The following is a 17490-nucleotide window of genomic DNA, read 5'->3' on the forward strand; positions in this document are numbered from 1 at the left end:
TGTGTGACTACCGCAAAATTCATCGCCGGATGGCGTCGCTCATAGAGCGACGCTACAAGGACGTTACAGCCGAGGACGGGAGCGATAAGCGCGGGGGACGATTAGGTTGGCGCGTCTATGCTTGACCGCCGCCTTGAACCTCTCTTTACTGTGCGGCGTTAGGCTTAATTCATGTTAGCGCAAGTTAAAAGCCTGTTTTCCAACGATATTGGGATAGATCTGGGGACCGCCAACTCTCTCGTTTATGTGCGAGACCGCGGCATCGTCCTGCGGGAACCTTCGGTCGTGGCAATTCAGGCGGGTACTACCAATGTGTTGGCGGTCGGCGAGGAAGCCAAGCGGATGCTTGGCCGCACGCCCGGCAACATCGTGGCCATTCGGCCGATGAAGGACGGCGTGATTGCCGATTTCGAAATCACCGAGGCCATGCTGCGTCACTTCATCCAGAAGGTGCATCACCGGAAATTAATCGCCCCACGCGTTGTGGTGGCGGTGCCTTCGGGGATTACGGAAGTGGAAAAACGGGCGGTAAAAGATTCCGCCACCCACGCGGGCGCACGTGAAGTTTACTTGATCGAGCAGCCCATGGCTTCGGCCATCGGCGTCGGTCTCCCGGTCCACGAACCGGCGGGAAACATGATCGTGGACATCGGGGGTGGCACTTGTGAAATTGCCATCATCTCCCTCGCCGGGATCGTCTTCAGCCGCAGCCTGCGGGTGGGCGGAGACGAATTTGACGACACCATTGTCGCTCACATGAAACGGGCCTACAATTTAATGATTGGCGAACGCACTGCGGAGGAGATCAAGATTAAAATCAGCTCTGCCTTTCCGCAGGAGCAGGAATTAACCATGGAAGTGAAAGGACGCGATTTAAGTTCCGGACTGCCCAAAACGATAACGATTCGTTCGGAGGAAATTCGCGAAGCCTTGCAAGAACCGCTTTCAAGCATATTGGAATCCATCCGGCTGACGCTTGAACGTTGCCCCCCGGAACTGGCCGCGGATCTGGTGGATCGCGGCATTGTGATGGCGGGTGGCGGCGCGTTATTGCGCGGCATAGACCGGCTGGTCGCTGAAGAAACGGGACTGCCGGTGCATATTGCGGACGATCCCCTGACGGCGGTGGCCGAAGGGACGGGCCGGGTGCTCCAAGAACTCCAATTTTTGAAGCGCGTCACCAGCGCCTCCAAATAATTTCCTGCCATGACGTTCGCCGGATTCGGTCCGGCCAAAGTCCGGACCGCTGACGAACGATGTCGAAACGGTCGTATTATATTATCGTCGGTCTCGCCGCCTTGCTGGCCCTGCTGATGTTGAATCTGCCGGGTTCAACGGCGGCGCGCCTGAAAACGGCCTTCGGCAGCATTTTTCTACCCCTCTTTGGCATGGCCGACGGAGCGCACCGTCTCGCTGTGAAAACTGGCGACCGGCTGCAAACCAAATCGGAACTGATCGCCGCCAACGAGGCTTTAACCCGGCAAAACCAGGAGTTGCGCCTCGAAGTGATTCAAGCCCGGTCCCTGGCCAGCGAGAACGAGCGCTTGCGTCAGTTGGTGGACTGGAAAAAACAAAACCGTTGGAAAGTCAAACTGGCCCGCGTCATTTATCGTGATCCGGCCAACTGGTGGCGCACGATCCAGATTGACCTCGGCACGCGGGAAGGACTGAGCAACGACCTGCCGGTGCTTTCTCCGGAAGGATTTCTGGTCGGACGCGTGCTCGCCGTCAACCCCACCAAAGCGCAGGTCGTGCTGATGGGGGATCCCAATTGCAAAGTGCCGGCCGTGGTCGAAAGTGACGCGCGCAGCCAGGGGATCATTGTTGGCGGGCGCGTATTTGATGGCGCGTTCGTGGAGCTTTCCAACCTGCCCACCCACGTAAAGGTGAAACCCGGAGACCGGGTGGTAACCAGCGAATTGTCCAGTCTCTACCCGCGCGGCATTCAGATTGGCGTTGTCGCTGAAGAACCGTGGCTGGCCGAATCGCACCTGGTGCAGGAGGTGGGCGTCAAATTATCCGCGAACCTTGGTTCGCTCGAAGAGGTCTGGGTGCTATTCCGATGAGAATCCAAAACAACCAAAGTTTATTGAACCACAAATTTCACTGACGTGTTCCTGCTCTCCAACATCCTGATCCTGCTGGCGGCGGTGCTGGTCGTGTTCCTGCAAGGCACGTGCTTGAATCTACGCGCGCTGCTCGGCGCACAGATTGATCTCCTGCCGTCCTTGATGGTTTTTACCGCCTTGACCAGCGGCCCGATTATGATGGTCACCCTCGCCTTGGTGGGCGGGTTGATGTTCGACACGCTTTCCGCCAATCCACTCGGCATCAGTGTGCTGCCCCTGCTCGGTATCGGCGCGCTCCTGCAACCGCGCCGCGAACTGCTGTTGCGCGATCAAAAATATGCCCAGTTTGTTTTGGGATTTGCCGCCAGCGCCGTCGCTCCCTTGCTCACGGTGCTGCTGCTGTTGACCTTGGAACAATCCCCCCTGCTCGGCTGGGGTTCCCTCTGGCAATGGTCCGTGCTCAGCCTGGCGGGCGGTCTCGCCGCGCCGGTTTTCTTTTTGCTCTTCGGTCGCTTGAACGCCGCGCTCGGCTACCGACCCATGACTGAACCCAGTTTCCGTGCGGATCGTGAAATTCGCCGCGGACGCAATTGACATGCTGATTTTCGACCAACTCCGTAAGAATGACGCCCAGCTTCACTGGCTGGGAATCCTTCTCGGCGCGGGCCTCATCCTCCTGCTGGTCGGGCTTTGGTGGGTGCAGATCGTCGGCGCGAATCGCTATCGGGAAATGGTCGAGGTGCAACACTATCGCACGGTGCGCATGCCCGCCGCGCGCGGTCAGGTGCTGGATCGCAACCAGCGCATCCTGGCGGAAAATCAACCGGATTACCGCATCAATCTGTATCTGGAAGAACTTAGCCCCGCGTTCCGTAATGAATACCGCCGCATCCGTCCGCGCGTGATCGTCACCAACGATCTGCCGTTTTGGAAGCGCTGGCTGGGTCTGCCCAATGTCACCACCCAGTTCGTCCGGGTGAAAGATTCGCAACTCGAACAGCAGGCGCGTTTCCAAGTGATCAGCTCCGTCGCGCAGCAAGTCAGCGATATTTTGCAACTGCCCGTGCCGCTAAACGCCAGTAACTTCAATTACCATTACAGTTACAGCCGCGCGATGCCGTTCAATCTGGCGAGCCAGCTTTCTCCCCGTTCCGTGGCGCGCTTTGAGGAAAAATCCCCCGCCGGATTGGAAGCCAGCGTGGAAATGCGCAGTCAACGCGTTTATCCCTACAGCAACTTGACGGCGCAGGTCGTCGGGTTTGTGCGTCCGGACGACAGCTCCGCGCTCGGCGAGGACGCGACGTTTTCCTATCGGCTGCCGGATTATCGCGGCCAAATCGGCATTGAAGGCGGGCTGGATCAAGTGTTGCGTGGGCGGGCGGGAGTCAAATCCGTGCTGGTTAACAGCCTGCTCTATCGTCAGAACGACACCATTTGGGAGCCGACCATCTCCGGCGCGGATGTGGTGCTAACCCTCGATGTCGAATTACAACGAGCCGCCGACGAGGCGCTCCGCAAAAAAATTGGCCCCGGCGGACGCGGCGCGGTCGTGGTCATGGATGTACATTCAGGCGACCTCCTGGCAATGGTTTCCGCTCCCACCTATGATCCCAACCGCTTTACCGGGCGCATCTCGCGCGCCGAATACCAGCGCATCCTCGAATCAACCGCCTTGCGAAACCGCGTGACGGCGGATCAATACCAGGCCGGCTCGGTGTTCAAAATCATCGTTGCCCTCGCCGCGTTGGAAACCCCGGCGGCCAGATTTGATCCGCTCGAAGAATACGAAGTCAAAGCCAATCCGGCGACTGGACGCGGCATTATTTGGGTGGGCAATCATCCATTCCGGGACACCGTGAGCCCGGGGTTTTACAACCTCGAACGCGCCATCATGAAATCCAGCAATTCTTACTTTATCGCGCTGGGTCTGCGTCCGGGTGTTTTCGAGCGCGTGATTGAATTGGGACACCGGTTGCACTTGGGTGAACGCTTTCCGCCCGATACCCTGCCCTTGCGTCAGGAAGCCGCCGGCAATTTTCCGTCCTTTGAACAAATCCGTAAAAGCAACTGGCAGAACGGCGACACCGCGAACATCTGCATTGGCCAGGGAAAAATGGATGTAACGCCGTTGCAGATGGCCGTGATGATCGCCGCCGTGGCCAACGGCGGCACGGTGGTCACGCCACGTTTGGTGGACCATTACGCGGCCCAGAATTCGTTTGATCCGGTGACCTCCCAACCTCCCGCACGCCGCCAGATTCGCGAGCAACTCGGAGTGAGCGCCAGAAGCCTGAAAATTGTCCACGAAGCGATGCTGTCGGAAACGGAATCCCCTGAAGGCACTGGTCGCTACGTGCAAGGTTGCGGGTATCGGGTGTGCGGTAAAACGGGGACCGCCGAATTGCAAACCATGCGCGAGGATGGCAGCGGCAGGAAAAATACGACCTGGTTTGGCTCCTTTGCTCCGTATGAAACGCCCCGCTTTGCCGTGGTCGTCATGGTTGAAAACGGCGTCTCAGGTGGCGCCACCTGCACACCCATCGCGCATGACGTGTATGTCGCCCTCAAGGAGTTTGAAGCCCGCGAAGCGGCCAACCACACCGCTTCCACGCGAGAATTTTCTCATTTGATTCCATGAGCCTGATGAACCAACCCCTTACGTTCAATGACAGCGCGCCGCGGCTGGATCGCCTGCAATTGGCGGCGGTGCTGGGGTTGGTTTTGGTTGGATTGGCCTTCGTGTTCAGCGCCACCATGGCCAATGAATCCGCCTGGGGCCAGCCGTTGGTAAAACAATTGTGGTTCCGCCAGTTGTTCTGGTACGGCGCCGGAGGCACGGCGGCGGCCCTGCTGTGCCTGGTGGACTACCACACGCTGACGCGCTGGGCGGGAGTCATTTACTGGATTTCAATCGTCACGCTGGTGGCGGTGATCTTTTTCGGCACGGTGCGCGGCGGCGCGCGACGTTGGTTCGATCTGGGCTTCGTCAGTCTGCAACCGTCCGAGCTGGCCAAGCTCGCCTTCGTGCTGGCGCTGGCCAATTTCCTCAGCCGCCCTCCGGATGAATTACGGTTGCCGGTAAATTTCTGGAAAGCGCTGGCGATGATGGGACTTCCCGTTCTGCTGATCATGAAAGAGCCGGACCTCGGTTCGGCGCTGGTGTTCATTCCAACGGGTTTCGCCATGATGCTGGTAGCGGGGGTGCCGCGGCGCTTTCTCTTGCGGCTGTTAGGCGTCGGCAGTCTCGTCAGCACTCTGTTCCTGGTAGATATTTTATTCGCGCCGCCCAGTTGGCAGATCAAATTGGAGGAATACCAACGCCACCGGCTGCTGGTGTACTTTGGACAGGATTTTGCGCCGGCCAACGCCACAAAGGAGCAAAAGAAGCGGATGGAGGAATTGCGACGGCAGAAATCGTATCAACCCAATCAAGCCTTGCGCGCGGTGGGGTCCGGCGGTTTCTGGGGCAAAGGCTGGCGCGAAGGCAGTCAAACGGCGCTGGGCTTTTTGCCCCCGGGCGCCGCGCACACGGATTTTATTTTTTCAGTCATCGCCGAAGAGAAAGGTTTCATCGGCAGCGTGATGGTTCTCACGCTTTACGGCATCGTCCTGTTTACCGGGTTACGCATTGCCGACCGGGCCCGCGATCGCCTGGGCAAAGTGCTGGCGGCGGGAGTGGTGACACTCCTGTTCAGCCACATATTCATCAACATCGGAATGAACATCCGGCTCATGCCCGTGACAGGCATTCCACTGCCGCTGTTATCTTACGGCGGATCTTCAGTGCTGGCCTCCATGATCGCCATTGGCATGTTGCAAAATGTTCACATCTATCGAAGAGGATACTAAATCATGAGTAACGACAAACGATTCGGCGGCAGACGCCGGCGCGGCGGAATGCGCTTCAAACCCAGTGGCGGCCTGCAAAACCAGTCGCCCAAAAAAGACAAGGCGGCCAGTGAGGCCCGGGCCGAAGCCATCGGCGAAGTGGTCGGCGGATTCGACCAGGAAAAACTGTTCGAGTACCGCCATCAAAACGAAATTGAGCGCTCCGAAAATCTGGCGGCGGGACTGGCCCCGGACGGCAGCGCCAAAAGCGCAGCGGAGCCGAAAGCCAAACGGGAGACGCCCGCGCCCGCTGAACCCAAAGCTCCCGCGCCGCGCGTGCCGGAAAAGCCATTCACTCCGGTCAAAGTGACCGAGCCTAATCGCTCGCTGGTGGAAAAAATCACGGACGCAGCCACGCACCTGGTCAAGAAGGTGCAACGCCTGATCCGACCGGAAAAACGCGTTCACAAGGAAATTGTCATCAACGCGGAAATGTTGGAAACCCGGGTCGCCGTGACGGAAGACGGGCGGCTCGAGGAATTTAACATCGAGCGCACCACCGAGGAGCGGCTGGTGGGCAGCATCTTCAAAGGCAAAGTGCGCAATCTGGAAGACGGTTTGAAAGCGGCCTTCGTGGATATTGGTTTCGAGAAGAACGCCTTCCTCCACTACTGGGACGTGGTGCCCAACCAATTCGATAGTGGGGTGGAAATCGTGGATCGGCCGCACAAAAAACGCGACAAGCCGAAGATCACGCAGAAGGACATTCCCCGGCTTTACCCGCCCGGCTCGGAAATCGTCGTGCAAGTCACCAAGGGACCGATCAGCACCAAAGGCCCGCGCGTGACCACCAATCTGGTGTTGCCGGGACGGTATCTCGTGTTGTTGCCCAACTCTGACCAAAGCGGTATTTCCCGCAAGATCGAGAACCATCAGGAACGCCAGCGTTTGAAGAAAATTCTGCGCGAACTCAGCATCCCCGATGGCATGGGCGTCATCCTGCGCACGGCGGGTGAAGGTCAGCAAAAACGCTATTTCGTTCGCGATCTAGCCTTGCTGCTCACTGAATGGCGAAACATCCAGGAAAAGATCAAATCGCAGCCGATGGCCACGTGCGTCTTCGAGGAGCCGGACCTGATCGAGCGCACCGTGCGTGATTTTCTCACGGAAGGGGTTGAACGCATCGTCGTGGATAACCAAAAAGCGGGCGACCGCATGCAGGAAATGATCACGAAAATTTCCCGGCGTTCCGCGCGCAAGGTGAAGGTTTATCTGGAAGCGCAACCGGTCTTTGATCGGTTCGGCATTTCCAAGCAATTGGAAAATGCGTTCGCCCGTCAGGTGCATCTCAAGAGCGGCGGCTACGTCGTCGTGGACGAAACCGAAGCCCTGGTGGCCATTGACGTGAACACGGGACGCCACAAAGGCGGCAAGGATCAGGAAGCGGCCATCCTCAAGGTCAATCAGGAGGCGGCGGATGAAATTTGCCGGCAACTGCGCCTGCGAAACATGGGCGGACTCATCGTGCTGGATTTCATTGACATGAAATCCGGACGCGACCGGCAAAACATCTTCAGCCGGATGAAAGAGGGGTTGCGGCGGGACAAGGCCAAAACCCACATCCTGCCGATCTCGCCCCTCGGGTTGATGGAAATGACCCGGCAACGCCACAGCGAAAGCGTGCGGTCGGCCGTCTATGATGACTGTCCGTATTGCAAAGGCCGCGGCAAGGTGAAGAGCACCGAAACCATGAGCGTGGAAATCCAGCGCAAACTGCAGGAAATTCTGAAGAAGCGCACCCGCGATGAATCCGATTTCCAATTGCGCATCGTGGTGCATCCGACCGTACTCGAGCGTCTGCGCACCGAGGACGAGAAGCACCTCATTGAATTGGAGAAACGGTATTTTGGGAAGCTGAGCTTCCGCGCCGATCCCGCCATGCACGCGGAACAGTTCAAAATTCAAAACGTGACAACCAACGAAGACCTCGCCAACGTCGCCTGATAAACGACCCTCCCAACGCCAACGCCCCGGCTGTAAAAGGCCGGGGCGTTTTGCCTGGAGCGTTGCCATTACTACCGCCAGCGCCGTGAGGCGCGGCAGAAGGTAGCCCACGGCATGCGCCGTGGGTTCTGGTCAGATAAATCACCAGCCCCGGCAGGGGCGCAAGAACTTTCGGTAAACCGACACAATTCTATAGCGGTTTAATTAAAGTTGCAGCCGTGGCACCGAACGAGTGTAACCCAATGAAGGTGGGGTCCGGATGGGGCATGGCGCCTCTATCCGCGAGGTTTTGGACTGCGGCAGTCCGCTGCCGCTGTGGAATTATCAGCACGCAACCGGAAAGCGGCAGAAGACTGCCGCAGTCCAAGACGCGGTCGCGCCGGTACTCGTTCCGAACCAAGGGCGGTCGCCCGTTTGCCCCCAACGCTTGGCTTGAGTCGCTTTCCCACGGCTGACGCCGTGGGCTACCTGACGCTTGCTCCGCAGTTAAAAACGCAGCTAAAAAACCCGGTTGACGAAGTGAACCGCCGCTGGATTTATCGTCAGATGGCGGCGGTCATAGACCGCCGCTACAGTTTTTGCCGTGCTGTTGCCCCCTTATTGGGGGCTGGCAAACCGGGCGGTTTGTGCCAGCATAAGTGGATGTTACTTCGGAGTTGTTTCCAGGCGGTCGGGTTGCTGCTGTTGCTGACCGTGATTCCCGCTCAAGCCCAAGTGCGTATTTCCGAATTCATGGCCTCGAATACGAGCACGCTGGCGGACGAAGACGGCTCATTTGAAGACTGGATTGAAATCCAAAACATCTCACCAACGCCGGTCAACCTGCTGAACTGGTCGCTCACCGACAACGCCGGAAATCTCACAAAATGGAAGTTTCCCGCGACGAATCTGCCCCCCGGACAATTTCTGGTGGTGTTTGCCTCGGATAAAAACCGCCGGACGCCGGGCGTGCCGCTGCATACCAATTTCAAATTGAGCGCGGGCGGAGAATATCTCGGTCTGATCGCGCCAAACGGCAGCACCGTCGTCAGTCAATTCGCCCCGCAATTCCCCGGACAACTGCCGGATGTGTCTTACGGAGTCGCCTCGGTCGCCAACAACGTGACGTTGGTGGCAACGGGAGCAACGGCTCACGTGTTGATTCCTTCGCCCGCAAATGGCGGCGATAACCTGGGCTACACCTGGACGGGGGCCGCGGCGAATGAACCGTTCTCGACCAGCGGTTGGACCTCGGGCGCCACGGGCGTGGGCTTTGGGGTGGCGGAGGTCGGCCTGAACGTGCAAGGCGCGATGTTGAATCAAAACGCCTCGGCGTTCCTGCGCCTGCCCTTTGTGCTCACGGACCCAACCAATTTTTCCCAGCTCACCTTGCGCTTGAAATACAACGACGGTTTTATTGCCTGGATCAACGGCGTCGAAGTGGCCCGCGCAAATGCGCCCGAGGAAGACTTAAGCTGGGACTCCACCGCCACTCAACCTCACAACGCGACGCTCTGGGAGACGATGGCGTTCGGATTGAGCACCAACCTGTTCCGGGTCGGCGCGAACCTCCTGGCAATTCAGGGCTTGAATCTTTCCGACGCCGACGACTCCTTTTTAATCAACCCCGAATTGATCGCCACCACGCTGGCCAACGACAGTCCCGGCGGAGTTTATTTTACCCAACCCACGCCAGGAGCGGAAAACATCGGTGGAAGCTCGCTGCCCGGACCGGGCATTACCGAGGCCACGCACACGCCCCTGACTCCGTTGGCCAACGAAGCGGTGGTGGTGACCGCCAGAATCTTTCCCACGATCAATCCCGTTGCCGGCGTCACGCTTTTTTACCGGGTCATGTTCGGATCGGAAACCAGCACCGCGATGTATGACGACGGCGCGCACGGGGATGGCGCCGCTGGTGATGGAATTTACGGCGCCACGATTCCCGCCGGCGTGGCCGGTACGGGTGAAATGATCCGCTATTACATCAAGGCGCAAGATAACACCGGACGCAACTCCCGCCTGCCGGTGTTTAGTGATCCGGCGGAAACAGCCGAGTATTTGGGGACGGTGATAAATCCGAACTACGTGAACAGCACGTTGCCCGTGATCCATTTGTTTGCGCCGCCCAGCGTGTTGCAACCGGGCCCCAGCACCTCGCAAATCGGCGCGGATTCCGAAGGCGGTGGCCGGGTGGCGTTGTTCTACGACGGCGAATTTTATGACAACGTCCTGATGTCTTTGCGGGGCAACTCGACGGCGGGTTACAACAAAAAATCGCACCGGCTGGACTTCAATCGCGAGCACCCGTTCCGGCACAATGAATCCACCACTCGCATCCGCAAGACTTCGTTCGTGGCGGATTATCCGGACCCGACCTATCTGCGGCAGGGACTAAGCTTCTGGCTGTGCAATGAGATCGGCGTGGTCAGCCCGTTTTATGCGCCATACCGGCTGCAACTCAACGGCCAGTTCTATCAGTTGGCGAATCATAGCGATGTCCAGTCCGACGAACATTTGAAGCGATTGGGTTACGATCCCAACGGGGCGTTGTACAAGGCGGCGGGGACCATTCAACCCAACGGCTACAGCACCGGTGGCTTTGAGAAGAAAACACGGCGTTGGGAAGGCAACTCGGATTACACCAGTTTCGCAAACGCCATCTCCGAATCGCTGTCCACCGGACAACGATTCACCAACCTCCTGGACCGTCTCGATCTACCTGAAGTGATCAGCTACATGGTCGCCGCGCGATTTGCTCATGAAAACGACGACGTCTGGGCCAACATGAGCATTTATCACGACAACGACGGCGATGGTTTGTGGCGCATTGTTCCGTTCGACATGAATCTATCCTGGGGGGCGGCCTTCATGGATTCGGGCGATTACAGCGGCATCCAGGTGACGAACGATAACATCAAAAGTTTTCCGCTCTACGGTTCATCACAAGCCATTCCCGCCAGCGGCGGCAACGCTTGGAATCGCCTCTACGACGTCATCTTCACCGTGCCCCAAACGCGGGAAATGTTTTTGCGACGAATGCGAACGGTGCTCGATGCTTATGTGTTGCCTCCGGGCAACATCGCCGCCGACTCGCCCATCTACCAAAAAGTGATCCAATGGCGCGATCGCATTGCGACGGAAGCGTCACTGGATCGCAGTTGGTGGGGTTGGCCCGGCAAAGGTGGCCAGGGCAACTTTGATCCCGGCATCAACTTGAATGACGGCGTGAACAGTCTGTTGACGGATTTTCTCGCCAAACGGCGGCTGCACTTTTACGGCAAACATTCGGTCACCAACACCGCGTTGCCCCTGGGTATCAGCAAAACCCAAAATGCCGGCATCCCCCTCGCCCAGCCCGCAAACGCCACGCTCAGCATCGTCGGTTGGGATTACAATCCGGCTTCCGGCAATCAAGATGAAGAGTATTTGCAGCTCCGCAACGACAACGCGTATGCGGTGGATATTTCCGACTGGATTTTGTCGGGCGGCATCCGCTTTCAATTTGCCAAAGGCACGGTGGTACCGGCGAACAACTCGATCTATGTCTCTCCCAACGTCAAAGCGTTTCGCAATCGCCCCGCCAATCCGAGCGGCGGCCAGGGGCGCTTTGTCGTCGGCCCTTATCAAGGCCGCCTCAATGCCTGGGGCGAAAGTTTGACGTTGACCAACTCCGCTGGACAATTGGTCGCCAGCAACAGCTTTGCGGGTAATCCCTCCCTCGCGCAGCGTTTTCTGCGGATAACGGAAATCATGTATAACCCGATACCCGCGCCCCTGCTCACCAACGACCCCCAACAGTTTGAATATCTGGAATTACAAAATACGTCCGCCGACACCACCTTGAATCTGAACGGCGTGCGCTTCACTCGCGGTATTACTTTCAATTTTACGGGCAGCAGCGTAACCAGTCTGCTCCCCGGCCAGACGGTGTTGGTGGTGCGTAACCCCGCCATGTTTGCGGCGCGCTACGGCAGCGGTTTCAGCATCGCCGGTCAGTTCGACGGCGCCTTGGACAACGCCGGAGAGACCTTGCGATTGGAAGACGCCAGTGGCGAAAAGATTTTGGAGTTCGCCTATAATGACTCGTGGTATCCGCTTACCGACGGACTGGGTTTTTCGCTGGTCATTGTGAACGCGCAGGCGGATTGGAAGACCTGGGGCGACAAAATCAGTTGGCGGGCCAGTAGCGCTTTTAACGGGTCACCGGGACTTGGCGTTGATCCGACCCCGGCAGTCGCAGCCCCGATCCTCGTCAACGAAGTGCTGACTCATACCGACCCGCCCTTGCTGGATTCAGTGGAGTTGTTCAATCCCACCAGCACCAACGTTGATGTCGGCGGTTGGTTTCTCACCGATAGCTTTCTGACGCCGACCAAATATCGCATTCCTGACGGCACGCAAATCCCGGCGGGCGGTTATCTGGTGTTCAATGAAAATCAATTCGCGGTCGGAGCAACGGCGTTCCGGTTCAGCGAACTTGGTGAATCCGTCTATCTTTTCTCAGGCGACGCAAACACAAATCTGACCGGGTATTATCAGGGTTACGATTTTCCGGCCGCGCCCAATGGCGTCAGTTTCGGACGTTACACCAACAGCCAGGGCGTCGTGCAGTTCGTCTTACAAAGCCAGCGTACGCTCGGTGCGGCCAATGCCTATCCGCAAGTTGGGCCGGTCGTTATTTCTGAAATCATGTATCACCCGCCGGGAGCCGGCGACGATGAAGCGAGCGAATTTCTCGAACTGCAAAACCTCACGAGCACCAACGTGCCGCTCTACGATCCGGCGTTCTCGACCAATACCTGGCAGGTGCGTAACGCGGTGGAATTCGTTTTTCCCGGCAACCAAACGCTCGCCGCTGGACAACGGTTGCTTCTCGTCGGTTTTGATCCCGCCGATTCCGCGCAACTGGCGGCGTTCCGCGCTCAGTACGGCGTCTCCAACACCGTACCCGTTTACGGACCGTGGAGCGGCAAACTGAGCAACGCGGGTGAAACGATTGAACTGCTCACGCCCGGAACGCCCGATGTCGGCGACTACGTTCCCTACTACCTTGTGGATCACGTTTCCTATCGTGACACCGCCCCGTGGCCAATGGAAGCCGATGGCCTGGGTAATTCATTGCAACGGGTGGACAACTTCGGATTCGGCAACGACCCGACCAACTGGTTCGCCGCCGGAGTGACGGCCGGACGCGCAACCCTTCCGAATCAACCGCCCGTGGCCACCATCACCGCGCCGGTCAGCGGCGCGGTGGTCGGCGTGAGCAATCTCCTCGTCACGGTGCAAGCCAGCGATCCGGATGGCAGCGTTGCCAGCGTGGAACTGTTGGTGAATGGCACGGTTATCGGTCAGCGCCCGGGCGCGCCCTTCGAGTTCAACTGGACCAACCTCGCCTCCGGCAATTATACCCTGCAAGCGCGGGTCACGGATGATTTGGGCGCAATCCGTCTTTCCCCCGCTGTCGAACTCAATCTCTCGGGCCTGCCGCCGTCCGTGGCGTTCACGTCGCCCGCGAATGGAGCGATTGTCCTGTCTGGCGCCACCGTGAATTTAGCGGCCACCGCGCAAAGCGGTAGCGGTGCGGCAACGTCGGTCAGTTATTTTCTGGATGGTGAATTGCTGGCAACCGTCGGCGCTCCCTTTAGTTATACCTGGACCGCCAATCCCGCCGGTGCGCACACGCTGACCGCCGTGGCCCAGGACGGTGACGGCGAAACCAGCGTTCCGGCAAGCCGCTCCATTTTTGTCCAAGCGGTCGCGGCGAACCCCATTTTGATCCCTGCCAACTCGACCTGGCGTTATCTCGACAACGGCACGGATCAGGGAACGGCGTGGATTCAGCCGGCTTTCAATGACGCGACCTGGTCCAGCGGTGACGGCAAATTTGGATTTAACAGCTCCGGCAATGGCGGCTTCGGAACCATTCTCGGTTACGGCGGGAACGCCAACAATCGCTACGTCACCTATTATTTCCGCCGGCAATTTGTCGTGCCCACTCTCGCGGGAATGACGGACCTGTTGCTGGAAGTGCAACGCGATGATGGCGTGGCGGTGTATTTGAATGGAAATAATTTGTATCGAAACAACCTGCCGTCCGGCGCCCTCAGTTACACGCTCCTGGCAACCAACGCCAGCGATAACGGCAATTCCTGGCAGACCGCCACGCTGCCGTTGACCGGATTGGTGGTGGGCACCAACACCCTCGCGGTGGAACTGCACCAATCCAGTGTTCGGAGCAGCGATCTCGTCTTTGATCTTCGATTGCGACTGGAAGGTTACAGTCTCGGCCCGGCCATTATCAGCCAGCCCACCAGCGTCACCATCGCTCCCGGCGATACCGCCAGCTTCAACCTGTTTGCCACCGGAAGCGCGCCGCTGACTTATCGCTGGTATTTCAACGACACGTTGCAGAGCAGCACCAGCAACACGCTATCCGTGGTCAACGCGCAACCCGAAGACGTGGGTGAGTATTTCGCCGTGGTTTCGAATGCGATCGGTACAGCGACCAGCCGGGTGGCGAGCTTGAGCCTCACGATTCTGGACAGTGACGGCGATGGAATGCCGGACGCGTGGGAGTTGGCCAACGGCACCGATCCTCATCTCAACGACGCGGATGCGGACCCGGATGGGGACGGCCTCACCAACCTGCAGGAATACTGGGCGGGCACCAGTCCGACAAATGCCGCCAGCGCGTTGCGCTTCGAAAACATGGCCGTGGAGGGCCCGAACCTGCGCTTCTCTTTCCAGGCCATGTCCAATCGCAGTTATTCCATTCAGGCCGTCCCCGCTTTGGGCGCGAATTGGCAAAAGTGGCAGGATATTGGCGGCGGCCTCAGCAATCGCACCCTTTGGTTTACCAACCCCATCGCGAATACAAATCGGTTTTACCGCCTGGTCACACCGGCTCAGCCCTGAGCGGGACAGCAAATATTTTATCCGGATGGGGATGACTAATTTGGCGTGACAACAGGCCAGCGGATGGGTCTGCTGGTGTGCATGAACCATGTGGAACCCCAGCCTTCCCCGCCCTGCCCTCCGGTCATCACTCCGCTCAATCCTCCCGTCACTCCGCCGCGTCCGCCGTGGGGATTTTGGGGGACGACCGGGCTCGGCGTCGCGCTCGTGAGCCTCTACATCCTGGCGCAATCCATCATCACGGTTGGATACCTGTTCATCCAACTTGTCCAGCACCACGGGAAACTTCCGCTCAAACTGAAGGAAGTGGCAATGGATGGTGACCTCGTAGCCATCGCGATCATTCTCGGATTCTCGGTGACGGTTTTCTTCACGATCTGGTTCATCAAGTTGCGGCAAGGACCAGCCTTGGCCGATTATCTGGGGTTGCGCTGGCCATCCTGGCGCGCGCTACTCTTGTGGAGTCTGGGTCTGGCCGCCGTTTTGATCGCAAGCGAAGGATTGACCTGGTTGCTTGATCGCTCGTCGGTGCCGGAGATCATGCTGGATATTTATCGCTCGGCCCAGCTCAAACCGTTGCTCTGGTTCAGCATCGTGCTGTTCGGACCGGTGGCGGAGGAAGTCATCTTTCGCGGTTTTCTGTTTCGCGGCTGGCAGCAATCACGCCTGGGCAACTGGGGCACGATTCTGCTGACGGCTTTGCTGTGGGCCGGCATCCATCTGCAATATGACGCTTACGGTATCGCCATGATTTTTGCCTACGGCATTTTTTTGGGTTGGGTGCGCTCGCGCACCGGCTCGATGCTGTTGTGCGTGGTGTTGCACAGCGCCTTGAATCTGATCGCCACCATTCAGGTGGAATTATATCTCGCCACCGCCTGAGTCCGGCGGAAAATTTCCCGAACCGGTGCGCGCTTGATATAGCGGCGTTGTGGCGTCGCTCTATGAGCGCCGCCATCTGGTGATGAAGTTAGCGACGGGCATAGACCGCCGCTACAACCAAGGGGCGGAGGCAAATTCCAGTCTTGACCGGTCCGGGCCGAAATGTTTTGGTGCCGCCGCCGTGGGAGAGAATTTTCCTGACCTCAGAAATCCACCTTGTCGGTTACATTGAGCAGGTTCGGCCGACCCCGGTTTCCGTGTGAAAAATCGCATTTTGATCATCGCCATCCTGGGTGGACTTTCGACCATCAGTCCCTTCGCCATTGACATGTACCTGCCGGCGTTCCCGGAAATCGCCGCCGCCCTGCACACCACGCCGGCCAAAGTGGCCTTGTCTCTCTCCAGTTATTTTGCGGGCATTGCCGCCGGACAACTCGCCTATGGACCGCTGCTCGACCGCTGGGGACGCAAGTTGCCGTTGTATGCCGGTTTGCTTCTGTTCATTCTGGCTTCCCTCGCTTGTTTGTTCGCGCAACGGGTTGAAACGCTGGTCGGACTCCGCTTCCTCCAGGCGCTGGGCGGTTGCGCCGCCCAAGTGGCGGCGATGGCGCTGGTCCGCGACCTCTTTCCCATCCACGAAACGGCCAAGGTGATTTCCATGCTGGTGCTCGTCATCAGCGTCTCGCCCCTGCTCGCGCCCAGCATTGGCGTCATGGTCGCCACCCATCTCGGCTGGCAATGGCTGTTCATCGTGCTCGCCGCCTTCGTCGTAATCATGATGGTTCTGACGCACCGGCTCCTGCCTTCCGGGCGCGCGCCGGATGATCGCATCTCGCTGCGTCCGCTCGCCATCCTGCGCAATTACGGCGGCGTTTTGCGCGAACCGCAATTTTTAACCTTCGCTCTTTCCGGCGCCTTCGCGTTCTCGGGTCTGCTCGTCTATGTGGCCAGTTCGCCGCTCATCTTCCTCGAAGTTTTTCAGGTGACGCAAAAGCAATTCGGACTGATCTTTGCCGGTCTGTCCCTCGGCTTCATTGGCAGCAACCAGGCCAACGTGCTGTTGTTGCGGAAATTTTCCAGCGAACAAATCTTGCGCGGCGCGCTGCTGGTGGAATGCCTGGCCACGTTGCTGTTGTTGATTGGCACGGCCGCCAACTGGTTTGGTCTGACCGCCACTTTGATTCTGCTTTTCATCGCCTTGGCCAGTTTGGGCCCCGCCTATCCCAACGCGGCGGCGCTGGCGCTGGTGCCTTTCGAGCGCAACATTGGCAGCGCTTCCGCGATGTTGGGATTTTTGCAGATTGGCGTGGCCGGACTGGCCTCGGCCAGCCTGGGCATCTTCGATTCCCCCACCATGCTGCCGGTCGCGGCCATTTTCACGGCGACCGCGTGGATTGGGTTGATCATTCTGGGGATCGGACGCAAGCGCCTGGTCCAACTGCGTTACGCCACCCCGGAACGTCCCGTTGAAAGCCACTGAAACAACCTCCGTCCACGTCGCGGATTGAAAGCCTTCAGCGCGAAGTCAGAGTTCTGGGCGGGGCTTCGCGCCGCCCAAGTCTCTCATAACACCTAGCTCAATTTAAGGGGAGCTTTCCAACGTTATGTGCAAAGACGCGACGAAAAAGTCTGACGGAATACCCGATGCTCGCGCCGAAAAGCCTCGCGGTCTGGCCGAAGGCCCAAACGAACAAGTCAACTATGGACTGCATCATGAGAACAAAGCACACCGCAAATGAAATGATGAACGCCCACGCCCGAAGCAAGTCGGAGATGCCGGTCACCCCAAGATAACCGAGGGTGAGAACCA

The 17490-nt window shown here is 58.5% G+C and carries 9 protein-coding genes; all 9 read left to right on the forward strand.

Features of this window, described 5'->3' with window-relative positions; all coding sequences use genetic code 11:
* Window positions 1–171 precede the first annotated feature (171 nt).
* Complete coding sequence (locus M9920_00405; GenBank protein ID MCO5050753.1) at window positions 172–1197, forward strand: rod shape-determining protein; 1026 nt, start codon at window positions 172–174, stop codon at window positions 1195–1197.
* Between the two features lie 59 nt (window positions 1198–1256).
* Window positions 1257–2066 (forward strand): rod shape-determining protein MreC, encoded by an 810-nt coding sequence (mreC, locus tag M9920_00410; protein MCO5050754.1) that lies wholly within the window; start codon window positions 1257–1259, stop codon window positions 2064–2066.
* Window positions 2067–2111: 45 nt separating this feature from the next.
* On the forward strand, window positions 2112–2663 hold the full coding sequence (locus tag M9920_00415; GenBank protein MCO5050755.1) for a hypothetical protein: 552 nt from the start codon (window positions 2112–2114) through the stop codon (window positions 2661–2663).
* Window positions 2638–4707, forward strand: a complete 2070-nt coding sequence (locus M9920_00420) for a penicillin-binding transpeptidase domain-containing protein (GenBank protein ID MCO5050756.1) — start codon at window positions 2638–2640, stop codon at window positions 4705–4707. Before M9920_00415 ends, M9920_00420 begins: the two co-directional genes overlap by 26 nt.
* On the forward strand, window positions 4704–5918 hold the full coding sequence (rodA, locus tag M9920_00425; GenBank protein MCO5050757.1) for a rod shape-determining protein RodA: 1215 nt from the start codon (window positions 4704–4706) through the stop codon (window positions 5916–5918). The genes M9920_00420 and rodA overlap by 4 nt, the downstream gene beginning before the upstream one ends.
* A gap of 3 nt (window positions 5919–5921) precedes the next feature.
* The gene (locus M9920_00430) at window positions 5922–7901 is read left to right on the forward strand and encodes an Rne/Rng family ribonuclease (protein MCO5050758.1); all 1980 of its coding nucleotides are present in this window, start codon (window positions 5922–5924) and stop codon (window positions 7899–7901) included.
* A 642-nt stretch (window positions 7902–8543) separates the two neighbouring features.
* Window positions 8544–14798, forward strand: coding sequence for a lamin tail domain-containing protein (locus tag M9920_00435; protein MCO5050759.1), 6255 nt, complete (start codon window positions 8544–8546; stop codon window positions 14796–14798).
* 45 nt (window positions 14799–14843) lie between these two features.
* Window positions 14844–15680, forward strand: a complete 837-nt coding sequence (locus M9920_00440; protein ID MCO5050760.1) for a CPBP family intramembrane metalloprotease — start codon at window positions 14844–14846, stop codon at window positions 15678–15680.
* Between the two features lie 259 nt (window positions 15681–15939).
* Window positions 15940–17160: a multidrug effflux MFS transporter gene (locus tag M9920_00445; GenBank protein MCO5050761.1), complete on the forward strand. Its 1221-nt coding sequence runs from the start codon at window positions 15940–15942 to the stop codon at window positions 17158–17160.
* The last annotated feature ends 330 nt before the right edge of the window (window positions 17161–17490 follow it).

It is taken from the genome of Verrucomicrobiia bacterium (assembly GCA_023953615.1).
GTDB lineage: Bacteria > Verrucomicrobiota > Verrucomicrobiia > Limisphaerales > JADLHS01 > JADLHS01.